We start from the raw sequence: 22,932 nt of genomic DNA on the forward strand, positions 1-22,932 counted from the left end.
TGCACTCGTCGTTCCGTCGGGCCCTGATCCGGACGCGTCTTTACCGTCCAGACGGTACATCTTTATACCGTCCAGACGGTACAGTCCATTCCCGGCCGGGACTGTGAGGCGGGGCACTGGCACTAGGCTTCGCCCATGGCGTCCCAGTCCGAACGACGGAACGCGGGGACACGGGGACCGGGCTCGACCCGCGACCGGGTCCTCGACGCGTACGAGACGCTGCTGATCGAGCAGGGCCCCGGCGGCGCGACCCTCGACGCGGTGGCGGCGGCGGCCGAGGTGTCCAAGGGCGGGCTGCTCTACCACTTCAGCTCCAAGGAGGCGCTGGTCAGCGGCCTGCTGGCGCGACTGCGCGAACGCAGCGCCCGCGACGCGGAGCTCATGCGGTCCGACGCCGCCGGCACCGTGGCCTACTACCTGCGCACCTCGGTGCCGGGCCACGAGTCGCCGGTCGGACTGACCCGCACCTACCTCGCGACCCTGCGCGTCGCCGACGGCAGCACCTCAGGGGAGGCCGCCCGGACCGCACTGGCCGACGTCGACGCCGACGGGCTCGCCGCGCTGTCCGAGGAGATCGACGACCCGGTCCTGGCCTGGCTGGTACAGCTCGTCGGGGACGGCCTCTACCTGCGCACCCTGACCGGCGCGCCGCTCACCGGCGGGGTCTCGACCGAGGAGCTCCTCGACACCCTGCGGACGCTGCTGGCAGCCCGTTCCCGGCCCGGGTGATCCCGTCGTGCACAGAACGCGTGGAACCGGTCGCGCGGGGTAGTCTCCTGTCCTGTACTCGCACGGGGAGGGGCCCACTGTGGAGGGAACCGGCGGCTATCTCGCGCTGGTCGTGGTCGGTGTCGCGATCACGGTCGGGGTCGGTCAGATCCTGCTGCGCACCGGGCAGCCGTTCCTGGAGGACGTCTTCCAGAGCAAGGAGACGTCGCACTCCATCAACCGGCTGCTCGTGGTGCTGTTCCATCTGCTGACTCTCGGCGTGCTGGGGATGATCTCGGTCATCGACATCGACAGCATCACCGGCGTCCAGCAGATCGTGTTCAAGATCGGCGTCGTGCTGCTGGTCGTCGGGATCGCCTACGGCATCTCGATGCTCGTCCTGCTCCGCATCCGCGAGCGGCGGCGCCAGCAGAAGGTGTCGGCCGACATCGACCGCTCGATCGCCGAGCAGCGCCGCGGCGTCGGCCGGTTCCGGCGCGACGCGAACACCGACAGCGAGGGCCGCACCCCGGCCGAGCAGCCCGAGGACTGACCCCGGGCCCCCGGGACTCAACCGGGGGAGCCGGGCAGACCGGTCACCACGTCGGCGAGACCGTCGCCGTCGAGGTCGGTCCAGAACTCCGGGCCCCGCTCCGTCTCGACGACGAGGGTCTCCGCGACGCCGTCGCCGTCGCCGTCCCGGGCGGCCGGCCCGGACACCGGGACCGACCCCGCGACACCGGACCGGGCCCGGGGCACCCGCACCCACCAGGGGACGGGCAGCGATGCCGCGACAACCGCGCCCGCCAGCACCGTGCTCCCGACCGGCGTCCTGCTCCCGACCGGCGCCGTACTCCCGACCCGCGCCGTACTCCCGACCCGCGCCGTGTTCCCGACCGGCACCGGCAGCTCAGTGCGCACGGGCCGGCTCCCCGGGGCGGCACGACGCCCGCCGCGACACGGCCGGGCCCGTCGACGCCCACTCCGCGGCCGCGATCCACGCCGCCAGCTCGCGGTCCGCGGCGGTCAGCACCGCGTCGCGCACCCGCCGGGCCAGCGCGCGGTCGCGGGCCGAGCGCACCGCCCGCACCCGGGCCGCGACGAGTGCTCCCGCCAGCAGGACGAACCCGGCCAGGGCGAGCGGCGCGCCGGGGCCCGCGACCGGGAGCAGGCGCCCGACCGCCAGGAGGATCGAGAGCACCGACACCGCCGACCCGGACAGGACCGCCCCGGACCATGCCCCGCGCTCCCGGCCCGGTGCGACGGCGAGCGCCCGGGCCGCCGCGGCGGTGAGAGCCCGACCACCCGACAGTGACGCACCGTGAGTGATGTGAATCACTCCAACGCCCTGATGTCGTAGCGCGGTTGCGACTGCACGGCGGCGCAGGACCGGTCCGCTGCGGCGCGCCCAGGCGTCGTCGAGGGTGCGGGCAGGACCGTCGAGCGCGACCGTCCACCACCGGAGGTCGCCGGCCCGGCCCGCGCGCCGGACCGCGTGCGCCGCCAGGCCGTCGACCTGCACCGACAGTGTCGCGAGAAGATCGACACGGGCCTGGTCGAGCGCGGTGCGCAGCGGCGGCCCGATGCTGCCCGAGGGTGGTTCCCGGTCCATGCCCGCCAGTGTCGGGTGGACCGCTCCGGGGCGGATCCGTAGGACTGCGCAGCGGACCCGGGTGATCGCCGTCCCCTTTCATGGGCAAGGGTGAACCGCAGCGTGGACACGGACGAATCAGCCGACCGGGGCAACCCCACGGGCCCGAGGGACGTCCACTGATCGGGCAATACCCAAGACGCCCGACACCAGAACCGCAACCGGACCGTGATCGCGTCGTTGGACGAGTAAGCGGACCTGTATGGAGGAAGTGTGAGCGCCGTTACGCCCGCCCGCCAGACCGTCACGCCCGATGCGAGCGCCCCCGCGCGCCCCGGGCGTCAGAACGGTGCCGGTGCCGGACAGTCGCCGTTCCCGGCGAGCCCTGCCCGACCCGGCGGGCGCGCTCCGCTGGCGTCGCAGCCGGAGGGACCCGAGGGCTTCCGTCGCCCGCGGCCCCGCCCGGCTCCGCGCCGCAGCGCGAACCCGGCGGTGTCGGTGATCGTGCCGACCCGCAACGAGGCCCGGAACCTGGAGATCGTGCTGCCGGCCATCGCCGCGGTGCGGCCGGCCGTGCACGAGGTCATCGTCGTCGACGGCAACTCGACCGACAACACGGTCGCCGTCGCGCGGCGCACGCTGCCCTGGGCGCGCGTCATCACCCAGACCCGCAAGGGCAAGGGCAACGCGATGGCCTGCGGTTTCACCGCCGCGACCGGTGACGTCATCGTCATGTTCGACGCCGACGGCTCGGCCGACCCGAACGAGATCCCGGCCTTCGTGAACGCGCTGGTCAAGGGCGCCGACTTCGCCAAGGGCAGCCGGTTCTGCAAGGGCGGCGGCTCGGACGACATCACGCTGCTGCGCAAGTCCGGCAACGCCGGGCTGAACACCGTCGCGAACCGGCTGTTCGGCACCAAGTACTCCGACCTCTGCTACGGCTACAACGCCTTCTGGGCCGACCTGCTGCCGCAGCTCGAGCTCCCGGACCCGGCGGCGCCGCAGCCCGAGGACGGCTCGATGCTCTGGGGCGACGGTTTCGAGATCGAGACCGTGCTGAACTGCCGCGTCGCCGCGGCCGACCTGACGATCACCGAGGTGCCGTCGGTCGAGCGGGAGCGCATGTTCGGCGAGACCAACCTGCGGACCTTCGCCGACGGCACCCGGGTGCTGCGTACCCTGATGGCCGAGCACCGTCGCATGGAGCAGCGCCGCAAGGCGTCCGGCTACGCCCGCTGACGCTGCTCGTACCGGCCGCCCCCGCCGGTCCGCAGCACCATGAGGAGCGATTGCACGTGAGCGCCCTGCCGACCGCCACCGTGGTCGTCTGCGTCTACACCGAGAAGCGCTGGTTCGACATCAAGGCCGCCGTCGACTCGGTTCTCGACCAGGACGTGACCCCGCTGGAGACGATCGTCGTCGTCGACCACAACGAGCGCCTGCGGGAGCGGGCCGAGCGCGAGTTCGGGCCGCTCGGGGTGGTGGTCGTCGCGAACGAGAAGAAGCAGGGCCTGTCCGGCGCCCGCAACACCGCGGTCGAGCTGGCCTCCGGCGAGGTCGTCGTCTTCCTCGACGACGACGCCGCGGCCCGCCCCGGCTGGCTGCGCGCGCTCCTCGCCCCGTACGAGGACCCGGACGTCATCGGCGTCGGCGGGATCGCCCACCCGAAGTGGCCCGACGGGCGACCGCGGACCCTGCCCGGTGCCGCCCCCGGGGACCCGAACGCCACCGGCGAGCTCGACTGGGTCGTCGGCTGCACCTACACCGGCCAGCCCACCGAGCGCGCGGAGATGCGCAACCTCATGGGCTGCAACATGTCCCTGCGCGCCGAGGTGTTCACCCGCGTCGGCGGGTTCGCCGAGGACATGGGCCGGATCGGCAAGAACCCGCTGGGCTGCGAGGAGACCGAGCTCTGCATCCGGGCCCGGCAGGCCTACGTCGCCGACGGCCGGAACCCGCGCATCCTGTTCGAGCCGCGCGCCGCCGTCGACCACCGGGTGTCCGACGACCGGGTCTCCTGGCGCTACCTGCTGCGCCGCGGCTGGGCCGAGGGCATCTCCAAGGCCGCCGTCTCCAAGGTCGTCGGGACCGGGGACTCGCTGTCCGCCGAGAGCAGCTACACGATGAAGGTGCTGCCCGCGGGCGTGATCCGCGAGGCGAAGGAGCGCAACGCCGCCTCCGCCGTCGCGATCGTCGCCTGCCTCGGCGTCACCACCGCGGGCTACGTCCGCGGCCGGCTGCCCGGCGCCACCGCCCACGTGCGGCTGCCCGCGGGCCGGAACACCGGTGCCTGACCGGGCCACCGCCCCGGAGGCCCCGCACCCGCACGACACCCGGATCCGCTCCTACGTCCACCAGCGCGTCCGGCTCTCCGAGGGTCAGCAGTCCGCCTGGGACCGGCTGTGGTCGACGTGGGGCGCCGAGGTCGACGACGTCGTGGCCGCCGGGGTCTGGGACCCGGCCGCGATGTTCGGCCGGACCGCTCCGGTCGTGCTGGAGATCGGGTCCGGCATGGGCGAGACGACCGCGGCGCTCGCGACGGCCGAGCCGGAGATCGACCACGTCGCCGTCGAGGTCTTCGAGCCGGGCCTGGCCCAGCTGCTCATGCGGATCGAGCAGGGCGGCCTGACCAACCAGCGGCTGCTGCGCGGCGACGCCGTGGAGCTGCTCACCCGGGTCGTGCCGCCGGCCTCGCTGGACGGACTGCGCATCTTCTTCCCCGACCCGTGGCCCAAGCGGCGACACCACAAGCGCCGGTTGATCCAGCCGGACTTCGCCGCGCTGGCCGCGTCGCGGCTGCGCCCCGGCGGCCTGCTGCACCTGGCGACCGACTGGCCGCACTACGCCGAGCAGATGCGCCGGGTGGTCTCCGCGGAGCCGTCGCTGCGCCCGGACGACCGCTTCCCGCTCCGGTCGGACGGCTGGCAGGACCGCCCGTCGTGGCGTCCGGTCACGAAGTTCGAGGACCGGGCCCGGCTGGACGGACGACCGGTTCGTGACCTGCTGTACATCGCCGACCACACCCATGGTGCCGGTGACACACGGAGAGTGACCGACTACGGTCAGGAGCACCCCCGACCCGGATCCCCACCCGAGTGACCCCCGAAGGACGCCCGTGACGACGGTGGAGCACGGCAAGAACTCGCACCCCGCTCCCGCGGCACCGAAGCGGCCGGTCGACCGACCGGCCGGGTTCCGGCCGAGCCCGACGCCCCGCCCGATGACGGGCCCGCCGTCGGGCGCTCCGTCGGGTCCGGGTCAGGGCCCCGGCCAGGCGCCGGAGGAGTCCGCCGTGGAGCGGTCCGGACGGTCGGTGTCGATGGTCCCGCTGGTCGGGCCGGTCGAGGGTCCCGTGCAGGCGACCACCGCGCTGGCGCGGACGGGGGTGGAGGCGACGACGGTCGTCGACCGGCCCTGGATGCCCCCGACGGCGCCGTGGGAACGGGGTCCGGCCCGTGAGCAGGGGCCGCCCGAGTCCGCGCAGCGCCCGACCGCGGGAGGCCGCGAGCACCTCCTCACCCGGGTCGACGGCCCGGGCGCCGCGACCACGGTCGTCCGTGTCACGCCGCCGGCGGAGAACCGGGTCGCATCCCCGGCGGAGGCCACCGGCGGCTGCCCGGTCACCGGGCACGGCCGCTCCGGCGGCCATCCGCCGCCCCCCGGCGTCGCCGACGAGCGGGATCCCGCCCCGGTCGACCCGGCCGCGGCCGAGGAGTTCCTGCGCCAGGTGTACGCGGAGACCGAGCCGGGTGTCCCGCTGGCGGACCGGCTGCGCCAGGTCCGTGCCGAGATCGACCGGTCCGGCACCTACACCCACACCATGCACGAGCTGGTGTTCGGCGCCCGGGTGGCGTGGCGGAACTCCGCGCGCTGCATCGGGCGCCTGTACTGGCAGTCGCTGCAGGTCCGCGACCTGCGCCACCTGCACGACCCGGCCGACGTCGCGCAGGAGAGCGTCGGGCACCTGCGCGCCGCCACCCGCGGCGGGAAGATCCGCTCGACGATGACGGTGTTCGCGCCGGACGCCCCGGGGCGTCCCGGCCCGCGGATCCGCAACGACCAGCTCGTCCGCTACGCCGGGCACCGCAACCCCGACGGCACCGTCACCGGGGACCCCGGCCAGGCCGACTTCACCGACCACGTCGTCGGGATGGGGTGGCCGCAGCCGCAGCCGGCGGGCCGGTTCGACGTGCTGCCGCTGCTGATCACCGGCCCGGACGGGCGGTCCCGGCTGTTCGACGTGCCGCCGGACGCCGTGCACGAGGTCCCGCTGCGCCACCCGGAGCACCCGTGGTTCGCCCGGCTCGGGCTGCGCTGGCACTCGGTGCCCGCCATCAGCAACATGCCGCTGGAGATCGGCGGGGTCGTGTACCCGGCCGCCCCGTTCAACGGCTGGTACCTCGACACCGAGGTCGGCGCCCGCAACCTCGCCGACACCGACCGGTACGACCTGCTGCCCGAGATCGCGAAGCGGCTCGGGCTCGACACCCGGTCGGTGCGCACGATGTGGCGGGACCGGGCGATGGTCGAGCTGGTCCGCGCGGTCACCCACTCCTTCGACGCCGACGGCGTCACCATGGCCGACCACCACAGCGAGGCCGAGCGCTTCATGACCTTTCTGGCGAAGGAGGAGGCCGCGGGACGGCGCTGCCCGGCCGACTGGAGCTGGATCGTGCCGCCGATGTCGGGCTCGCAGACCCCGGTCTTCCACCGCTACTACGACGAGCCCGACCCGGAGCTGCGGCCGGCGTTCCTGGAGCCGCACGGCCTGCGGCCCCGCGACGACCAGGGCTGATCCAGGCTGGTCAGGGCTGATCGGGCCGGGCGGTGACCGGGCTCAGACCCGGTACCTGCCGGGTGCGGCCCCGGAACTCGGCGACGACCGTCCCGTCGGCGGTGCGGACGGTGACGTCGTAGAGCCCGGACCGGCCGCTCGCGGCGCGCTCGACGGCCTCGGCGGTGAGGGCGTCACCCTCGCGCGCCGGGCGCAGGAACGCGATGTCGGCGCCGCTGGCCAGCGCGGAAACGCCGTGGGAGTTGCTGGCGTAGGCCATCGCGGTGTCGGCGAGCAGGAACAGGTAGCCGCCGTGGCAGACGCCGTGCCCGTTGACCTGGTCGGGGCGGACGGTCATTCGCGCCGTCGCCCGCCCGGGAGCGACCGCGACGACGTCGACGCCCGCCGAACGGCTCGCCCGGTCGCCGTCGCGCATGATCGCGGCGGTCCGGGCGGCGACCTGCTCCGGCTCGGCCGGTGGGTTCTCCATGGGGACAGTCTCACCCGCGTGGGCGCCGGGCCGGGCCGGCGGGGCGGCGACGGCTAGGCTCCCCGGCATGAGCAGCGGGACGGGGCAACACGGACGCGGCGTTCCGACGGGTCCGCAGGAGCGCGTGCTGCTGGTGTGGGACGCGCCGAACATGGACATGAGCCTCGGTTCGCTGCTCGGTGCCCGCCCCACCTCGGCCTACCGCCCCCGTTTCGACGCCGTCGGACGCTGGCTCCTGGACCTCGCCGGCCCCGAGGCCGAGGCCGAGGCGTGCGTGTTCACCAACGTCGCCCCGGGCAGCATCGACATCGTCCGGCCCTGGGTCGAGGCCCTGCGCAACGTGGGTTTCGCCGTCTTCGCCAAGCCGAAGACCAGCGACGACTCCGACGTCGACGACGACATGCTCGCCCACATCGGCATGCGCTCGGCCGAGGGCAGGCTGCGCCACGTCGTCGTCGCCTCGGGGGACGGGCGGGCGTTCCGGGAGCCGCTGGAGAAGCTCATCGAGGGCGGCACCGACGTCACGGTGATCGGCTTCCGCGAGTACGCCGGGTTCGCGCTGGCCTCGGAGACGCTGTCGTTCCTCGACATCGAGGACATCGACGGCGTGTTCCGCGAGCCGCTGCCGCGCGTCTCGCTGGAGACCCTGCCCGACGAGGGCGCCTGGCTGCCGCCGTTCCGGTCGCTGCGCTCGCTGCTCGACCGCCGCTGACCCGGCACGACGACATGACGGTCCTCCAGCGGCTCACCGCGCCGGTCGCGCTGCCCTGCACGCCCGGCTTCCCGGTCGTCCGGGACGCCGTCCTCGACGTCGACGACACCGGCCGGATCGCGTTCTTCGGCGCGGCCGCGGACGCGCCGGCGACCGACGCCGTCGTTCGGCCGCTGCCCGGGCTGCTGCTGCCCGGCCTGGTCAACACGCACTGCCACACCCCGATGTCGCTGCTGCGCGGGATGGGCGGCGACCTACCGCTGATGCGGTGGCTGACCGAGGTCATGTGGCCCGCGGAGGGCCTGCTGACCGAGGACGACGTGCACGCCGGGATGCTCGCGGGCTGCCTGGACCTGCTGCGGACCGGCTGCACCACCAGCGTCGAGATGTACTTCTTCACCGACGCGCTGGCCGACGCCGTCCGCACCGCGGGGTCGCGGGCGGTGCTCACCCCGGGGATCATCGCCGCGCCCGGCTGGGACCGGCTCGGGACCTGGGAGCAGATGCGCGACGACGTCTCCGCCCGGATCGACGCGCACGGCCTCGTCCCCGACGACGACGGCCGGATCGAGCTCGGCTACGGCCCGCACTCGGCGTACACGCTGCCGCCCGGCGCCCTGGAGTCGGTCGCCGCGGCCGCCCGCGAGCGCGGGGCGCTGCTGCACACCCACGTCGCGGAGTCCCGCGGCGAGGACGCCCACGTCCGCGAGGCCCACGGCTCGGTGCCGGCGATGCTCGACGCCGGCGGCGCGCTCGGCGGGCGGGTGCTGGCCGCGCACTCGGTGCACCTGTCCGACGACGACATCGCCGTCTACGCCCGGCACGGCGTCGCCGTCGCGCACTGTCCCGGCTCGAACGCGAAGCTCGCGGCGGGCACCGCCCGGCTGCTGGACCTGCGCCGGGCCGGGGTCCGGGTGGGGCTGGGCACCGACGGCCCCGCCTCCTGCGACGACCTGGACCTCTGGCACCAGGCGCGGCTGGCCGGGCTGCTGGCGCGGGTCGGGGCCGACGACGCCGCCGCCCTCACCGCCGCCGACGTGCTGCTCATGGGCACCGCGGACGCCGCGCACGCGATCGGCCGCGACGACCTCGGCGCGCTGGAGGCCGGGCGGTGGGCGGACGTGGTCCACATCGACACCGACGACTCCGCGTTCGTCGCGCCCACCGACGACGCCCAGCTCGTGTCGAACCTGGTGTGGGCGGGCGGCTCCCGCCTCGTCCGCGACGTGTGGGTGGGCGGCGAGCAGGTCGTCGACGCGGGCGAGCCGACCCTGGCCGACCGCCGCGCGTCGCTCGCCGCGGTGCGGTCGATCTCGGCGCGGCTGCGCGAGCAACTCTGAGCGGTACCGCCGCCGTCAGCGGCCGAGTACCGCCGCGAGGTGCGGGTCGGTGAACCGGCGGTCGGGGTCGAACCGGTCGCGGACGGCCCGGAACGCCTCCCACCCCGGGTAGGCGACGGCGAGCTCGTCCGGTCCCCAGGCGTGCCGGGTGGTCCAGCACGGCCGCCCGTCGGCGTCCTCGCAGACCGCACCGGCGAGCCGGCGGACCGGCTCCTCCGCGGGTCCGCGGGTCCGCAGCCGCAGGTAGGCGGTGTCCCGGCCGGACGCCGGGTGCAGCAGGCCGGTCTCGGCCCGGCCGGTGCGCACCCGCACCGGCCGCAGCTCCCGCCCCCGCGCGGCGACGGCGGCCCCCAGCTCGCGCAGGACGGTCCCGAGGGCGGCACGCGGCACGGCCCACTCGGACAGGTCCGGGTCCCACGGCTGCGGGTCCGGCAGGACCTCGTGCGGCGGCCCCGCCGTACCGGGCGCCCAGCGCTGCGGCGGCGGCCACCCGGACCGCAGCCCCACCCCGGAGGACCACCACGACGACGCCAGCCGCGACACCGCCTGTCCCCAGCCGGCGCGCTCGACCGGACCGGTCGCCTCGGGCTCCGGCTCGGCCCAGCGCAGCACCGTGGACCCGGCGTGCGCCGACGGGCCGATCGCGATGTCGCACTCGGTCCAGGCGTGCTCGACGAGCAGGTCCTCGCCGAGCACCTCGTCGATGCCGACGGCGCGCTCGTGCACCTGCAGCCGGGTGAGCGGGACGGTGCGGAGCTCCACCGCGGTCGCGATGCCGAGCGCACCGAGCCCGCAGCGGGCGGCGTCGAGGTCGGGCCCGGTGACGTCGCGGACGATGCCGCGGCCGTCGACCAGGCGGACGGCGCGGACCTGGTCGGACAGCGAGCCCTCGGCGTGGGCGCCGCCGTACATGCCCAGCCCGGTGGCGCCGCCGATGGTGGCGCGGGGCGCGTCGGGCACGGTGGCCAGTGCCCGGCCGGCGGCGGCGAGGGCGACGCAGAGGTCCGCGACGGTCTCCCCGGCCCGCACCCGCACGGTGTCCTCGCCGATCTCGACGACGCCGGTCAGCGCGGACACGTCGAGCAGCACGTCCTCGGTGCGGACGAGGGGGCCCGGGGCGCGCCCACCGGCCCCGGTGGGCCGGACGGTGGCGCCTCGTTCCGCGGCCCGTCGCACGGCCGTCACGACGCTGGCCTCGTCGAGCGGGCGGTCGGTGCGCCGGGGGCCGGTCGCGGCGGGATCGGTGCTCATCCTTCGCAGGGTAGAACGCCGGGGGGTCACCGTGCGGAACGATTCGTGCACGCGTCGCGGTGCGTCGTACGACCGTCCGGTGGGGCGATGGTGAACGTGGTGACGGGTGTGCCGGATGGGACGATGGAAGCTGCGGCGAATGCCCTCTTGTGACCCGGACGGCCGCCCGATACGGTCACACTCCGTGGTGATCATTTCGCCACGCGAGTCCGGGACGAGGGTGTCCTGCGCTCGGCCCCGTCGTCCTGCCCGGAACCGCGCTCCCCACGGCTCCGGTCGGCTCGACGGCGTCACCGGTGTCGCGCGCGCCGCGCCGGTGGCCTCCGCACGCGCGAGGGCCGGGTCGGTGGTCGGCTCCCTCCGACCATCGCCCCGGCCCTCGCCTTGCGTGCTGACGACCCAGCTCCCCAGCCGGTCGTCACCTCATCCCGCGGTCCCAAGGTGCGTCCGCGGAATGTTCTGGTGCGTCCTCGGCGCTCCCGGTCCCCACCGGTCCTGCCGTGCGGCCGCACGCCCGTGGCGTGCGACTACTCCCCGGGACGCGCCGGGGGTGTCGTGGTTGCCTCGCGTGCCGATCCGACCCCGATCCGGTGCCGAACGGCCGTACCGCGCTGCCCGTACCGGCGGAACGGCCGGGCCGGACGGCCCGCGGTCCGCCGCTCGGGCTGCTCAGGCCGAGCGGGTCAGCCGGTGCCGCCCGGCACCGCCCAGCAGGTCGGCGATCGCCGCCCGGTCCGCGGCACGCTCGATGTCGCGACGGCGGCGCAGCATCGCCATGGCGGCGTCACCCGGTGCGTTCCAGGCGCCGTCGCCCTGCTCCCGGGCCGCGTGGCCGGCCGGCTGCGCCGGGACCGGTGCGGGCTCGGAGTGGAACGCGGCGACCGTGTCGCCGGTCGGCCGGACCGCGCCACCGCGGCGGGTCGTGCGGACGGTGTCGCGGTGCACGCGACGCACGGCGTTGCCGGCGTCCCCGCTCCGCCGGCCGTCCCGCCAGCCCCCGACCGTGAGGGCGTGGAAGATCGGGGTCTCCTCCTGGATCTCCTCGTGCGACTCGTGCCGGCCGGGGAACGGCCAGCTCTCCTGCGCGGCGCGTCGCGCCCGGATCGACGACTCGAGGCCACCCGCAGCGTTGTCGAACTCGTACACCCGCCGTACCTCCTGCTCGCCTGAGATGTGAGGACCCACGGCCTGGTCCGTATCGCGTACATCTCGTACCGCCGTTCAGCCCACTCACCCGGTCAACGGGTGACACCTGAGTGGGGAAACAGGGGTGACAGTTCTCGTGGCGATGTCCCCTCGTACGAGTGGCGCGACCCGTCGGAGACTCTCCGTGTTGTCTACGGAGAGTGTTCATCCGGACTCCTCCTGGAGCAGTCGGTAGCCACGGTCCAGGTTTCGGGGCGTCGGCGGATGTCGGCGACGGACTCTCGCAATAGGCCCGGTGGCCACGATTCGGCACGTCGCGGCCACCACGCGGCGGTGAGTGACCATCTCACCACTCCGTCGTGCCGAGTCCGGTCCGCGGTGTGTCGACTACACGGGTGTAGTTCGACGGAGAGTGACAGAGCGGCGAGCGCGCTGCTCCGTCCGATCCGATGCTGGACCGACCGGGGTGGGGTGCGCGGAGGGCCGGGCCGTCACCGGTGCGTGCACCGAGCCGCACCGGCCGGTCCGCCGTACCGTCCGTGCCATGACGGAGCGGACCGGGCGGCCCGCCGCTCCTGCCGGGGGCGGCATCCCGCGCCCACGGCACGACGACGACCCTGCCCATCGCACACCTCACGACGACACCGTGGACCTCCAGGGTCCCGGTGCGTCCCGGACCCACGACGCCACGGCCCACTCCGACGACACGCACCCCGACGACACCGCCGAGCACCACCGCGCCGCCCTCCCCGACTCCGGGGCCGGGTCGCACCTCGCGGACCCGGTGGCGCGGGCCGCCGGACCACGCCACCGCCCCACGCCGCCGGCGGAGATCCCGCGCCCGCTGCGGATCGCCTCCGAGGCCGTCGCCCGGATGCTCGTCATCGCCGCCGGGCTCGCGCTGCTGGTGTTCCTGGTGATCGAGCTGCGGGTGATCGTCGTCCCGATGGCGATAGCGGTGCTGCTGACCGCGCTGCTCGCCCCGCTGGTCCGGTGGCTGCACGAACGGCGGGTGCCCCGCGGCATCGCGACGGCGCTGGTCATGGTCGGCGGCCTGGCCGCGCTCGGCGGGCTGCTGACCGCCGTCGTCAGCACCCTGGTCGACGGCACCGCGCAGGTCGTCGCGGAGGTCACCGACAACGTCGGCTCCCTACAGGGGCTCGCCGACGCGACGCCGTTCCGGATCGACGTCGGCGTGCTCGGCGACCAGGTGCTGCAGGCGGTGCGCGACAACCAGCAGACGCTGACCTCCGGCGCGGTGACGACCGCCGCGACCGTCGGGGAGATCCTCGCCGGGTTCGCGCTCTGCCTGTTCGCGCTGATCTTCATGCTCTACGACGGCCGCCGCATCTGGGGCTTCGTCCGGCTGCTCGCCCCGCGGGCCCGCCGGTCGCGGGTCGACGTCGCGGCCCGGCGGGGGTTCGCCTCGCTCGTCGGCTACGTGCGGGCGACGGTGCTGGTCGCCGTCGTCGACGCCCTCGGGATCGGCCTGGGCCTGTGGGCGACGGGGGTGCCGTTCGTGCTGCCGCTGGCCGCGCTGGTGTTCCTCGGCGCGTTCGTGCCGGTCATCGGGGCGGTGCTGACCGGCGCCGTCGCCGTGCTGGTCGCGCTGGCGACCGAGGGGCCGGTGACCGCACTGATCGTGCTCGGTGTCGTGCTGGCCGTGCAGCAGCTGGAGAGCCATGTGCTGCAGCCGCTGCTGATGGGCCGGGCGGTCCGTCTGCACCCGCTGGCGGTGGCGCTCGGCGTCGCGGTCGGGGTGGTCGTCGCCGGGATCGCCGGCGCGCTGCTCGCCGTCCCGCTGCTGGCCGTGCTCACCGCCGCGGTGCGGTCCCTGGTCGCGTCGCGCGAGGTCGCGCCGCGGGCGGTGGACCCGTTGCGCCCCCGCGAGGCGAACCCACCGCCCGCCCTGCCCGGCTGAGCGGCACGCCCTGCCGCACAGGGCCTGCGGTGGGATGATCGCGACGTGCGCTATCTCGTGCCGGGTGCGACCGGCTACATCGGTGGGCGGCTCGCGCCCCGGCTGCTGGGCCGCGGTCCCGAGCCCGACCTCGTCCCGGACCCGTCCGCGGGCCCGGTCCACGTGCGCTGCCTGGTCCGCAACCCGGACAAGCTCGCCGACGTGCCGTGGGCCGCCGACGCGGAGATCGTGCAGGGCGACCTGCTCGACCCGGACAGCGTCCGCGCGGCCTGCGAGGACGTCGACGTCGTCTACTTCCTCGTGCACTCGCTGTCGGACTCCGACTTCGCGGCGACCGACCGGCGCGCCGCGCTCATCCTCGGTGAGGCGGCGCGGGCGGCCGGCGTGCGACGGATCGTCTACCTGGGCGGACTGCACCCGGACACGCCGCCCGGCGGGCTGTCGGCGCACCTGGCGTCGCGGGTGGAGGTCGGCGAGACGCTGCTGCGCTCCGGGGTGCCGACGGTCGTGCTGCAGGCCGCGGTGATCCTCGGCTCCGGGTCGGCCAGCTTCGAGATGCTGCGCTACCTCACCGAACGACTGCCGCTGATGATCACGCCGCGCTGGGTGCGGAACCGGGTCCAGCCGATCGCGGTGCGCGACGTGTTGCGGTACCTCATCCGGGTCGCCGAGATCGACGCCCCGGACGCCGAGCTGAACCGCACGTTCGACATCGGCGGCCCGGAGATCCTCACCTACTACGACATGATGCAGCGCTACGCCCGCGTCGCCGGGTTGCCGCGACGCCGGGTGGTCCCGGTGCCGGTGCTGACGCCGTCGCTGTCGGCGCACTGGATCAACGTCGTCACCCCCGTGCCGAAGTCGATCGCCACGCCGCTCATCGAGTCGCTGGTGCACGAGGTCGTCTGCACCGAGGACGACCTCAAGCGCTGGGTGCCGGACCCGCCGGAGGGCCTGATCGGCTACGACCGGGCCGTCGAGCTGGCTCTGTCCCGCATCACCGACGGCGAGGTGGAGACCCGCTGGTCCGGCGCGACCGTGGAGAACGTGCCGTCCGACCCGCTGCCGAGCGATCCGGACTGGGCCGGCGGCGACGTCTACCTCGACGAGCGCGAGCAACCCTGCAACGCGACCCCGGAACGGCTGTGGACGGTCATCGAGGGCATCGGCGGCGAGCGCGGCTGGTACTCGTTCCCGCTGGCCTGGTCGGTGCGCGGCTGGATGGACCGCGCGGTCGGCGGTGTCGGGCTGTCCCGCGGCCGTCGCGACCCACACGACCTGCGCACCGGCGACGCACTGGACTGGTGGCGGGTGGAACGGATGATCGAGCCCGGCGGGCCCCGCCCGGCCGGCAGCGACTGCGGCCCCGAGGAGGGGCTGCTGCGGCTGCGCGCGGAGATGAAGGTGCCCGGCCGGGCCTGGCTGGAGATGTCGGTGCGCCCGCGTCCGGGCGGGTCGGTCTACCACCAGCGCGCGGTGTTCATCCCGCACGGCCTGGCCGGTTACCTGTACTGGTGGTCGGTCGCGCCGTTCCACGGGATCGTGTTCGGCGGGATGGTCCGCAACATCACCCGCACCGCCGAGCGCGACGACGACGGCCCCGCCCCGGCGAGCCGCCGTCCGGCCTGGCTGCGGTCCCGCCCGCAGCGCGACCGGGCGGCCTGACCCGCTCCGGTCCGGGACCCCGACGCCGCCGGCCCCGGTCCGGACCGGACCGGTTCGGCCCCGGGAGGGCGGTGTCGGCCGCACTCGCTCCGCAGGGCGATGTCGGCCGCGATCGGGGGCCGGGGGCGGTGTCAGCCGCGGTCGGGGCTCTGGAGGGCGGCGCGCAGCACGGCGGACTCGCGCTCGGTCACCGAGCGCGCGAAGTGCAGGAGGACCGCCTCGGTGTCGCCCGGACCGTCGAGCAGGTCGCGCAGGGCACGCGCGGTCTCCTCCTCGCGGCTCGCGGCCGGCGTGTAGAGGTAGGCGCGACCCTCCAGCTCACGTCGCACCCAGCCCTTGCGGTGCAGGTTGTCGAGCACCGTCATGACGGTCGTGTACGCCAGCGGACGGGCCGGGGCCAGACGGGCGCGGACGTCGCGCACCCGGCACGGGCCCACACCGCTCCACAACACGTCCATCACGGCGGCCTCGAGCTCGCCGAGTCGACCACGCATGTCCCCTCCCCGGTCCGAGGGTAACCGCAACCCCCCATGCTCCCCCGATCGGTGACCGCGCCTCGGCGGTCGGACGCTGTGTACACGGGTCCACCAACGCGTACACGGCGCGGCCCCGGGCCGAGCACGACCGTGCCCACGCAGCGCAACGGTCTCGGCACCACGTACCCCGCGGCGGGTACTCGCCCGGCACATTCGCTCGTCGCGGGCGTACCGGTAGCGGTAACAGGTACGGCGCCCGACTGCCCGCTGTGCACTCGATCGGAGCAACGCGGACTCGCGCTGCGTCACCGGGACCGGGGCCGCTCGTTGTCACCTCCGGTACCGCAACCGCAGCCCACCGCGCGCCCGTCGCACGCGGTGACCGGACCCGAGGGAGGTCGAGTGGACGTCGTACGGACCGTGGTGCCCGGCGCGCTGCTGCTCGACCCGACCGCGACCGGCGCCTCCGGACCGGACCTCGCCCCCTTCACCGTGCGACGACGGCGCCGCCCCGCCCAGGACGCCGTGCTCGGCCTGTTCGGCCACCCCGGCGACGCGATGCTGCTCGGCGTCCCCCGTGGCAGCGGCTACGCCGTCGTCATCGACGCCCGGCCGGACGGCGGCACCTTCGGCAGGCTCGCCGTCGCCCTGCTCGAGGGCCCGCAGCGGCTGCTCGTCCCGCCGGGCTGCCTCTACGGCGTCCAGTCCGTCGCGAGCGGGACCGTCGTCGAGCTCCGCAGTGTCACCCGTCTCCCGCGGCGGGAGCGCTTCGACGTCGACCCGGACGACCCGGACCTCGCGGTCCGCTGGCTGCGCCCCCGACCGTCCCGGACACCGGGAACCGCACGCTCCTGGGCCGCCCTGATCGCCCGCCTCGGCGCCCCCGCAGGCCCCCGCCGGGACCGCGTCTCCCTCTGGTGACCCCGGGCGCCGCCCCCCGGTGTGAGGACGGGCGCATGTGAGCCGGTCGGCCCGGTCGCCGAGATCACGAATCGGTCACGTAACGTCGGTACCAGGCCGGATCGACGACGCCCCGTGCCGGACGGCGGCACGACCGTGTCTGCCGGGACACGGACGCGAGGGGTTGCCGCGGTGCTGAGCGAGCGTGAGAACCGTCGGCTGCACGAGATCGAGGTGCAGCTGCGCCGGACCGACCCGCAACTGGTCCGCCGGATCTCCGCGCTGAACACCGCGCTGCACGCCCCGGCCCGGCACGGCGGACGGCTGCTCGCCGGGTTCGCCCGCGACCGGCGCACCGTGCACGGCTCGGGGCCGTTCCCGACGATGCTGCTGGGGATCGCGCTGGTCGTGCTGCTGCTCGGCGCCGTGCTGGTGAGCGTGCCGGTCGTCGTCGCGGGGATCGTCGTGGCCGCCCTCGCGCTGGCCGTCGCGGCCACCACCGGTCCGCAGGCGCGGCCCGGCACCGCCTGACCGGCCATCCGTACACCGGCCCACCCGCACGCCGGCACGCACCGGGCCCGGGACGCACGGCGCGTCCGGCCCGGCCTCAGCCGTGGGCGAGGTCGGAGAACCGGCTGTAGTGCAGCTGGTGGGCGACGGTGATCGTCGTGGTGGGGCCGTTACGGTGCTTGGCCAGGATCAGGTCGGCCTCACCGGCACGCGGGTCGTCCTGTTCGAACGCGTCGGGACGGTGCAGCAGCACCACCATGTCCGCGTCCTGCTCGATCGAACCGGACTCACGCAGGTCCGACAGCATCGGCCGCTTGTCCGTGCGCTGCTCGGGACCACGGTTCAGCTGGCTCATCGCCACCACCGGCACCTCGAGCTCCTTGGCCAGCAGCTTGATCTGCCGGGAGAACTCCGAGACCTCCTGCTGACGTGACTCGACCTTGCGGCCCGAGGTCATCAGCTGCAGGTAGTCCAGGATGATCAGCTTCAGGTCGTAGCGCTGCTTCATCCGGCGCGCCTTGGCCCGGATCTCCATGAGCGTCAGGTTCGGCGAGTCGTCGATGTAGAGCGGCGCCTCGGAGATCTCCGACATCCGCCGCGCCATCCGCGTCCAGTCCTCGTCCGACATCCGGCCGGCGCGCATGTCGGCCAGCCGGATCCGGGCCTCCGCCGAGAGCAGACGCATGACGATCTCGGACTTGCTCATCTCCAGCGAGAAGAACGCGCTGGTCATGCCGTTCTTGATGGAGCAGGAGCGGGCGAAGTCCAGCCCCAGGGTCGACTTGCCCAGACCCGGACGGGCCGCGACGACGACCATCTGGCCCGGGTGCAGACCGTTGGTGACCTGGTCGAGGTCGGCGAAGCCGGTCGGCACGCCCGTGGACTGGCCGCCCCGGGAGGCGATCGCGTCGATCTCGTCCATGGTGGGCTGGAGCAGCTCCTCCAGCACCGTGTAGTCCTCGGTGGTGGTGCGCTCGGTGACCTCGTAGACCGCGGCCTGGGCCCGGTCCACCGCGTCGTCGACGTCGCCGCCGTCGGCGCCGTGGTAGCCGAGCTGCACGATCCGGGTGCCCGCCTCGACCAGCCGACGCAGGACCGCCTTCTCGCCGACGATCTCGGCGTAGTACGCCGCGTTCGCCGCGGTGGGCACGGTGGCGATGAGGGTGTGCAGGTAGGGCGCGCCGCCGAGGCGGACCAGCTCACCGCGCCGCTGCAGCTCCGCCGAGACGGTCACCGCGTCCGCGGGCTCGCCACGGCTGTAGAGGTCCAGGATCGTCTCGTAGACGGTCTGGTGGGCTGGCCGGTAGAAGTCCTCCGGCTGCAGCACCTCCACGACGTCGGCGATCGCGTCCTTGCTCAGCAGCATGCCGCCGAGCACCGACTGTTCGGCCGTGAGGTCCTGCGGCGGCTGACGGTCGAACGTCGCGCTCTCGCCGGATCCGGACGCCTTCTCGCCGTCACGGACCGCACGGGGCTTGTTGCCGGGACGATCGTCCGTCAGAGCCATACGCAGCGTCACCCCCGGTGGACACAGTACCGAACGCACGTTCGACGCGCGAGTGGTGCTTACCGCCCACTCGCGACCGTCGTCGGTGATCTGCCGGCCGGCGTGGTGCCCGACGGACCGCGGCGGGCGCGACCCGGGGAGCACGGCGCTCGCGTACCGGCACGACCGACAGTAGGTCGGCCGCAGGGCCCGTGGCGAACCGGCCTGGTGATCGAATTGGGGATGAACTGTGCACGGATGCCGCCCGTCCCGGGACCGTGCTGGGGACAACCTGGGGACAGCATCCCGGAACGGGCCGTATCCGCAGGTCAGAGGCATACTCACAGCTGTGGACAACTTTGCTCTGGCGTGTCGTCGCACGCCGCGTACGGGCGTGTCGGAGCGCCCGGCGGGCCGTTCACCGCCCGGCGCGTCCACAGGCCCGCCCGACGAGTGGATCGTCACCGGGCGGCGTGTCGGCTGCGTGACAAGGCATCCCGGTGCGGGGTCATTCGATCGGTGTCGATCGTCCACCCGGGACTGCGCACCGTGTCCGTGGCGCCCGTACGGCCGACTCCGGACACGCGAAAGGGCGGGGTCCGGAGCACATGGCTCCGAACCCCGCCCTGATCACGCTCGGTGGTCGTACGACCACCGAGCCGCTCAGCTCGCGACGACCGCGATCGGCAGCTCGGTGGTGACCTCCGGGTGCAGGCGGACCTGCACCTGGTGCTTGCCCAGGGTCTTGAGGTGACCCGGGACGTCGATGCTGCGCTTGTCCAGCAGCGGACCGCCGGCCGCCTTGACGGCGTCGACGACCTGGGCCGGGGTGATCGAGCCGAACAGGCGGCCCGTGTCGCCGGCCTTGGCCGCGACGGTCACGTTGATGTTGCGCAGCTGCGAGTCGACCTGCTGGGCGTGGCCCAGGTCGCGGATCTCGCGGGACTTCTGGGCCCGGCGGATCTGCTCGACCTGCTTCTCGGCGCCACGGGTGGCGACGACCGCGAGCTTGCGCGGCAGCAGGTAGTTGCGGCCGTAGCCGTCCTTGACCTCGACGATGTCACCCGGGGCACCCAGGTTCGGGACGTCGGCGTTGAGGATGAGCTTCATGTGTCTCCCCTTCCTCAGCGAGCGGTCGAGGTGTACGGCAGCAGGGCCACCTCGCGGGAGTTCTTGACCGCGACGGCGACGTCCCGCTGGTGCTGCCGGCAGTTGCCGGAGACCCGACGGGCACGGATCTTCCCGCGGTCGGAGATGAACTTCCGCAGCAGACCGGTGTCCTTGTAGTCGATCAGCTGGGCCTTGTCCTTGCAGAAAGCGCAGACCTTCTTCTTCGGCTTGCGCACGATGGCCTTGGCCATGGTGGTGCTCCTGGAGATCGTCCTCCGCCCGTCACGGGCGGAGAGGTACGTGGATCAGAAGGGGGGCTCGTCGTCGGACGCGGCGCCACTGCCCGCGGGCGGGGCCGAACCCCAGGGGTCGTCATAGCCGCCGCCGGAGTTGCCTCCGCCGCCGGAACCGCCACCCTGTCGGGCGCCACCGCCGTCGTAGCCACCGCCGCCGCCACCGAAGCCACCGGAGCCTCCGCCCCGGTTGACCTTGTTGACCTTGGCGGTCGCGTAGCGCAGGGACGGGCCGACCTCGTCGACCTCCATCTCCACGACGGTCCGCTTCTCGCCTTCCTTGGTCTCGAACGACCGCTGGCGCAGACGACCCTGGACCACGACGCGCGCGCCGCGGGTCAGGGACTCGGCGACGTTCTCCGCCGCCTGGCGCCAGATGTTGCAGCGCAGGAAGAGCGCCTCGCCGTCCTTCCACTCTCCGGACTGGCGGTCGAAGGTGCGCGGGGTGGACGCCACGGTGAAGTTGGCGACCGCGGCGCCGGACGGGGTGAACCGCAGCTCGGGATCCGCCGTCAGGTTGCCCACGACGGTGATAACGGTCTCGCCGGCCATGACGGCTCCAATCAGCCGGCGGCGGGCGCCGGCGTGCGGGTGACGTCCTTGCGCAGGACCTTGGTGCGCAGCACGGACTCGTTCAGACCCAGCTGGCGGTCCAGCTCGGCGACGGTGGCGGGCTCCGCGGTGATGTCGAGGACCGCGTAGATGGCCTCGCTCTGCTTCTTGATCTCGTAGGCCAGGCGGCGCTTGCCCCAGACCTCGATCTTCTCGACCGATCCGCCGTCGTTCTTCACGACGGTGAGGAACTGCTCCAGGGACGGCTGCACAGTGCGCTCGTCCAGGCCGCCGTCGAGGATGACCATGACCTCGTAGTGACGCATGAGAACCACTCACCTCCTATGGACTCGAAACGGTCACGGCCCGGACGGCCGTGACAGGAGGTTCTCAGTGCACCCCGACAGTTTCCGGCGGAATGCACGGGACCTGCGGGGATGCCGGTACAGGCTAGCAACGGCCGGTCCGGCCCCGACCTGCGGGTACGGGGATCGCCGTGGCGGGTCCGGGTCGTGCCCGCGGGGGCGCCGGTCGCCGTACGGGTGCCCGGTCCGCGGCCTCCCGCGGGGGAGCGCCGCGGCGGACCCCACCGGCGGCCGAGGACCGTCGGGGGTCCTCGCTACCGTGCCCGCATGCAGATCGGAGCACACGTCCGCGACGCCGAGGACCCCCTGGCCGCGGCCGCCGAGGTCGGGGCCGAGGTGATCCAGCTCTTCCTGTCCGACCCGCAGGGCTGGAAGAAGCCGCCGCCGCACCCGCGGGCCGCGGAGCTGGCCGCCTCGGACGTCGCGGTGGTGGTGCACGCGCCCTACACCGCGAACGTCGCGTCCACGAACAACCGGATCCGCATCCCCAGCCGCACGATCGTCCAGCACCACCTGGCCGGGGCCGCCGAGGTCGGCGCGTTCGGGCTGGTCGTGCACGGCGGCCACGTCACGAAGGACGACGACCCGGCGGTCGGCGTCGACAACTGGCGCAAGTTCGTCGAGCGCCAGGCCGGTGAGCACGGCTTCGACGTGCCCGTCCTGATCGAGAACACCGCGGGCGGGGACAACGCGATGGCCCGCCGGTTCGACGCGCTGGGCCGGCTGTGGGACGCCGTGGGCGAGTTCGGCGTCGGATTCTGCCTGGACACCTGCCACGCCTTCGCCGGCGGCGAGGAGCTGGCCGGGATCGTCGACCGGGTCCGGGGGATCACCGGGCGGATCGACCTGATCCACCTGAACAACTCGCGCGACGCGTTCGACTCGGCCCGCGACCGGCACGCCAACATCGACGACGGCACGATCCCGCCGGACGAGCTGGCCGCCGTCGTCGCGGCGGCGGGGGCGCCGGTCGTGGTGGAGACCCCGGCCGAGGGGCAGGCCCGCGACATCGCGTTCCTGCGGGAGCACACCTGAGGCGGGCTCGGGCGGTACCCGCGAGCCGGCGTGAGCCCCGGGGCGCCTCAGCGCCAGGCGAAGACCGGCTGCTCCAGGTGTGCGACCCGGGTGGGGCGCCCGTGCAGGACGACCTCGCGGAACTGGTGGAGCACCGCGCCGGTGGGGGCGTGGACGAAGCGGCCGAACAGCGGCACCTGGATCGCCGGGGCGTCGGACTCGGGGATCGTGAGGAACCGCGGCTCGTGGTCGATCTCGGCCAGCGGCGGGCGGTACAGCTCGGCCACCTCGTCCGGGTTCGGCGTCGGCTCGCCCGCACCGCCGGCCCACAGCACGACCGGGGTGATGACGTAGCCGGATCGGGTCGGGTAGTCGTCGAGCAGGCCGAGCACGCGGTCCGGACCGAGCTCGAGTCCGATCTCCTCCCACGGGATCGCGCCGGGGGCGGGCCGCCCGGGACGGCCACGGCTGGGGTGCGGCCGCGCGAGTTGCCCGGCCGGAGCCGGTGGACCGGGTCGCGCCGTCCGGACCGGTGGCGCCGGGTCCGCCGCCGTCCCCGCTCCGGCGCCGCCCGCTCCGTGCGGGCACGGCCCCGGCGGACGCGGCGGCGGGCACTGGGGGCGCTGCA

At 74.3% G+C, this 22,932-nt stretch carries 25 protein-coding genes; 13 read left to right on the forward strand and 12 right to left on the reverse strand.

Annotated elements, in window-relative coordinates:
* Positions 1–135 precede the first annotated feature (135 nt).
* Positions 136–729: a TetR/AcrR family transcriptional regulator gene (locus Ae717Ps2_RS26705; protein ID WP_020622343.1), complete on the forward strand. Its 594-nt coding sequence runs from the start codon at positions 136–138 to the stop codon at positions 727–729.
* Between the two features lie 79 nt (positions 730–808).
* The gene (locus Ae717Ps2_RS26710; RefSeq protein WP_075309337.1) at positions 809–1,261 is read left to right on the forward strand and encodes a hypothetical protein; all 453 of its coding nucleotides are present in this window, start codon (positions 809–811) and stop codon (positions 1,259–1,261) included.
* A gap of 17 nt (positions 1,262–1,278) precedes the next feature.
* On the opposite strand, the gene Ae717Ps2_RS26715 is transcribed toward Ae717Ps2_RS26710, so the two are convergent.
* Together Ae717Ps2_RS26715 and Ae717Ps2_RS36420 are read right to left on the reverse strand one after the other, a co-directional pair.
* A complete protein-coding gene (locus tag Ae717Ps2_RS26715; RefSeq protein WP_075334022.1) occupies positions 1,279–1,629 on the reverse strand; it encodes a DUF6802 family protein in 351 nt (116 codons plus the stop codon).
* A complete protein-coding gene (locus tag Ae717Ps2_RS36420) occupies positions 1,619–2,320 on the reverse strand; it encodes a hypothetical protein (RefSeq protein WP_075309335.1) in 702 nt (233 codons plus the stop codon). Before Ae717Ps2_RS36420 ends, Ae717Ps2_RS26715 begins: the two co-directional genes overlap by 11 nt.
* A gap of 252 nt (positions 2,321–2,572) precedes the next feature.
* On the opposite strand from Ae717Ps2_RS36420, the gene Ae717Ps2_RS26725 reads away from it, so the two are divergent.
* From Ae717Ps2_RS26725 to Ae717Ps2_RS26740, 4 genes are read left to right on the forward strand one after another with little or no spacing between them, the layout of a single operon-like run.
* Positions 2,573–3,538: a glycosyltransferase family 2 protein gene (locus Ae717Ps2_RS26725; protein WP_226361483.1), complete on the forward strand. Its 966-nt coding sequence runs from the start codon at positions 2,573–2,575 to the stop codon at positions 3,536–3,538.
* Between the two features lie 56 nt (positions 3,539–3,594).
* Positions 3,595–4,593 (forward strand): glycosyltransferase family 2 protein, encoded by a 999-nt coding sequence (locus tag Ae717Ps2_RS26730; RefSeq protein ID WP_020622862.1) that lies wholly within the window; start codon positions 3,595–3,597, stop codon positions 4,591–4,593.
* Positions 4,586–5,398: a tRNA (guanosine(46)-N7)-methyltransferase TrmB gene (gene trmB, locus Ae717Ps2_RS26735; protein WP_075309334.1), complete on the forward strand. Its 813-nt coding sequence runs from the start codon at positions 4,586–4,588 to the stop codon at positions 5,396–5,398. The genes Ae717Ps2_RS26730 and trmB overlap by 8 nt, the downstream gene beginning before the upstream one ends.
* A gap of 16 nt (positions 5,399–5,414) precedes the next feature.
* Entirely contained in the window at positions 5,415–7,094 is a 1,680-nt protein-coding gene (locus Ae717Ps2_RS26740; RefSeq protein ID WP_369804858.1) for a nitric oxide synthase oxygenase, read from the forward strand.
* A 10-nt stretch (positions 7,095–7,104) separates the two neighbouring features.
* Here Ae717Ps2_RS26740 and paaI read toward each other — a convergent pair whose 3' ends face one another.
* Complete coding sequence (gene paaI, locus Ae717Ps2_RS26745; protein ID WP_020622865.1) at positions 7,105–7,563, reverse strand: hydroxyphenylacetyl-CoA thioesterase PaaI; 459 nt, start codon at positions 7,561–7,563, stop codon at positions 7,105–7,107.
* A 67-nt stretch (positions 7,564–7,630) separates the two neighbouring features.
* Here paaI and Ae717Ps2_RS26750 point away from each other — a divergent pair, with 67 nt between their 5' ends.
* The gene (locus Ae717Ps2_RS26750) at positions 7,631–8,275 is read left to right on the forward strand and encodes an NYN domain-containing protein (protein ID WP_075334023.1); all 645 of its coding nucleotides are present in this window, start codon (positions 7,631–7,633) and stop codon (positions 8,273–8,275) included.
* 14 nt (positions 8,276–8,289) lie between these two features.
* Positions 8,290–9,615 (forward strand): amidohydrolase family protein, encoded by a 1,326-nt coding sequence (locus Ae717Ps2_RS26755; protein ID WP_075309333.1) that lies wholly within the window; start codon positions 8,290–8,292, stop codon positions 9,613–9,615.
* A gap of 15 nt (positions 9,616–9,630) precedes the next feature.
* Here Ae717Ps2_RS26755 and Ae717Ps2_RS26760 read toward each other — a convergent pair whose 3' ends face one another.
* A complete protein-coding gene (locus tag Ae717Ps2_RS26760; RefSeq protein ID WP_075334024.1) occupies positions 9,631–10,866 on the reverse strand; it encodes a D-arabinono-1,4-lactone oxidase in 1,236 nt (411 codons plus the stop codon).
* A 669-nt stretch (positions 10,867–11,535) separates the two neighbouring features.
* Entirely contained in the window at positions 11,536–12,012 is a 477-nt protein-coding gene (locus Ae717Ps2_RS26765) for a hypothetical protein (RefSeq protein ID WP_075309331.1), read from the reverse strand.
* Positions 12,013–12,556: 544 nt separating this feature from the next.
* Between Ae717Ps2_RS26765 and Ae717Ps2_RS26770 the strand changes: the two genes are divergently transcribed.
* Both Ae717Ps2_RS26770 and Ae717Ps2_RS26775 read left to right on the forward strand, forming a co-directional pair.
* Positions 12,557–13,933 carry an AI-2E family transporter gene (locus Ae717Ps2_RS26770; protein WP_175581818.1) on the forward strand — a complete coding sequence of 459 codons (1,377 nt, stop codon included), beginning with the start codon at positions 12,557–12,559 and terminating at the stop codon, positions 13,931–13,933.
* A 45-nt stretch (positions 13,934–13,978) separates the two neighbouring features.
* Complete coding sequence (locus tag Ae717Ps2_RS26775; protein WP_075309329.1) at positions 13,979–15,598, forward strand: SDR family oxidoreductase; 1,620 nt, start codon at positions 13,979–13,981, stop codon at positions 15,596–15,598.
* Positions 15,599–15,729: 131 nt separating this feature from the next.
* Here the strand turns inward: Ae717Ps2_RS26775 and Ae717Ps2_RS26780 are convergent, their stop codons facing one another.
* Entirely contained in the window at positions 15,730–16,092 is a 363-nt protein-coding gene (locus Ae717Ps2_RS26780; protein WP_020625059.1) for a BlaI/MecI/CopY family transcriptional regulator, read from the reverse strand.
* Positions 16,093–16,476: 384 nt separating this feature from the next.
* On the opposite strand from Ae717Ps2_RS26780, the gene Ae717Ps2_RS37470 reads away from it, so the two are divergent.
* Both Ae717Ps2_RS37470 and Ae717Ps2_RS26790 read left to right on the forward strand, forming a co-directional pair.
* Positions 16,477–16,995, forward strand: coding sequence for a dTDP-4-dehydrorhamnose 3,5-epimerase family protein (locus Ae717Ps2_RS37470; protein ID WP_075309327.1), 519 nt, complete (start codon positions 16,477–16,479; stop codon positions 16,993–16,995).
* Between the two features lie 171 nt (positions 16,996–17,166).
* The gene (locus tag Ae717Ps2_RS26790) at positions 17,167–17,505 is read left to right on the forward strand and encodes a DUF3040 domain-containing protein (RefSeq protein ID WP_075309325.1); all 339 of its coding nucleotides are present in this window, start codon (positions 17,167–17,169) and stop codon (positions 17,503–17,505) included.
* Positions 17,506–17,581: 76 nt separating this feature from the next.
* Here the strand turns inward: Ae717Ps2_RS26790 and dnaB are convergent, their stop codons facing one another.
* The 5 genes from dnaB to rpsF form a co-directional block, all read right to left on the reverse strand.
* A complete protein-coding gene (gene dnaB, locus Ae717Ps2_RS26795; RefSeq protein ID WP_020623473.1) occupies positions 17,582–18,991 on the reverse strand; it encodes a replicative DNA helicase in 1,410 nt (469 codons plus the stop codon).
* A gap of 642 nt (positions 18,992–19,633) precedes the next feature.
* Positions 19,634–20,080, reverse strand: coding sequence for a 50S ribosomal protein L9 (rplI, locus tag Ae717Ps2_RS26800; RefSeq protein WP_020623472.1), 447 nt, complete (start codon positions 20,078–20,080; stop codon positions 19,634–19,636).
* A gap of 14 nt (positions 20,081–20,094) precedes the next feature.
* Positions 20,095–20,331 (reverse strand): 30S ribosomal protein S18, encoded by a 237-nt coding sequence (gene rpsR / locus Ae717Ps2_RS26805; protein WP_020623471.1) that lies wholly within the window; start codon positions 20,329–20,331, stop codon positions 20,095–20,097.
* A gap of 54 nt (positions 20,332–20,385) precedes the next feature.
* Positions 20,386–20,925, reverse strand: coding sequence for a single-stranded DNA-binding protein (locus Ae717Ps2_RS26810; RefSeq protein ID WP_020623470.1), 540 nt, complete (start codon positions 20,923–20,925; stop codon positions 20,386–20,388).
* 11 nt (positions 20,926–20,936) lie between these two features.
* Positions 20,937–21,251: a 30S ribosomal protein S6 gene (gene rpsF, locus Ae717Ps2_RS26815; protein WP_075334025.1), complete on the reverse strand. Its 315-nt coding sequence runs from the start codon at positions 21,249–21,251 to the stop codon at positions 20,937–20,939.
* 306 nt (positions 21,252–21,557) lie between these two features.
* Here rpsF and Ae717Ps2_RS26820 point away from each other — a divergent pair, with 306 nt between their 5' ends.
* Positions 21,558–22,325 carry a deoxyribonuclease IV gene (locus Ae717Ps2_RS26820; RefSeq protein WP_075309323.1) on the forward strand — a complete coding sequence of 256 codons (768 nt, stop codon included), beginning with the start codon at positions 21,558–21,560 and terminating at the stop codon, positions 22,323–22,325.
* Positions 22,326–22,372: 47 nt separating this feature from the next.
* Here the strand turns inward: Ae717Ps2_RS26820 and Ae717Ps2_RS26825 are convergent, their stop codons facing one another.
* Positions 22,373–22,696, reverse strand: a complete 324-nt coding sequence (locus Ae717Ps2_RS26825; RefSeq protein WP_369804859.1) for a hypothetical protein — start codon at positions 22,694–22,696, stop codon at positions 22,373–22,375.
* Between the last annotated feature and the right edge of the window lie 236 nt (positions 22,697–22,932).

It is taken from the genome of Pseudonocardia sp. Ae717_Ps2, from assembly GCF_001932475.1.
In the GTDB taxonomy this organism is placed as follows: Bacteria; Actinomycetota; Actinomycetes; order Mycobacteriales; family Pseudonocardiaceae; genus Pseudonocardia.

What these genes read in the sequence shown, in the direction of transcription:
- Ae717Ps2_RS36420 (WP_075309335.1), bottom strand. Translation starts at nt 2,320, where the DNA reads ATGGACCGGGAACCACCCTCGGGCAGCATCGGGCCGCCGCTGCGCACC.
- Ae717Ps2_RS26780 (WP_020625059.1), bottom strand. Translation starts at nt 16,092, where the DNA reads ATGCGTGGTCGACTCGGCGAGCTCGAGGCCGCCGTGATGGACGTGTTG.
- Ae717Ps2_RS26755 (WP_075309333.1), top strand. Translation starts at nt 8,290, where the DNA reads ATGACGGTCCTCCAGCGGCTCACCGCGCCGGTCGCGCTGCCCTGCACG.
- dnaB (WP_020623473.1), bottom strand. Translation starts at nt 18,991, where the DNA reads ATGGCTCTGACGGACGATCGTCCCGGCAACAAGCCCCGTGCGGTCCGT.
- Ae717Ps2_RS26820 (WP_075309323.1), top strand. Translation starts at nt 21,558, where the DNA reads ATGCAGATCGGAGCACACGTCCGCGACGCCGAGGACCCCCTGGCCGCG.
- rpsR (WP_020623471.1), bottom strand. Translation starts at nt 20,331, where the DNA reads ATGGCCAAGGCCATCGTGCGCAAGCCGAAGAAGAAGGTCTGCGCTTTC.
- rplI (WP_020623472.1), bottom strand. Translation starts at nt 20,080, where the DNA reads ATGAAGCTCATCCTCAACGCCGACGTCCCGAACCTGGGTGCCCCGGGT.
- paaI (WP_020622865.1), bottom strand. Translation starts at nt 7,563, where the DNA reads ATGGAGAACCCACCGGCCGAGCCGGAGCAGGTCGCCGCCCGGACCGCC.
- rpsF (WP_075334025.1), bottom strand. Translation starts at nt 21,251, where the DNA reads ATGCGTCACTACGAGGTCATGGTCATCCTCGACGGCGGCCTGGACGAG.
- Ae717Ps2_RS26760 (WP_075334024.1), bottom strand. Translation starts at nt 10,866, where the DNA reads ATGAGCACCGATCCCGCCGCGACCGGCCCCCGGCGCACCGACCGCCCG.
- Ae717Ps2_RS26770 (WP_175581818.1), top strand. Translation starts at nt 12,557, where the DNA reads ATGACGGAGCGGACCGGGCGGCCCGCCGCTCCTGCCGGGGGCGGCATC.
- Ae717Ps2_RS26705 (WP_020622343.1), top strand. Translation starts at nt 136, where the DNA reads ATGGCGTCCCAGTCCGAACGACGGAACGCGGGGACACGGGGACCGGGC.
- Ae717Ps2_RS26810 (WP_020623470.1), bottom strand. Translation starts at nt 20,925, where the DNA reads ATGGCCGGCGAGACCGTTATCACCGTCGTGGGCAACCTGACGGCGGAT.
- Ae717Ps2_RS26750 (WP_075334023.1), top strand. Translation starts at nt 7,631, where the DNA reads ATGAGCAGCGGGACGGGGCAACACGGACGCGGCGTTCCGACGGGTCCG.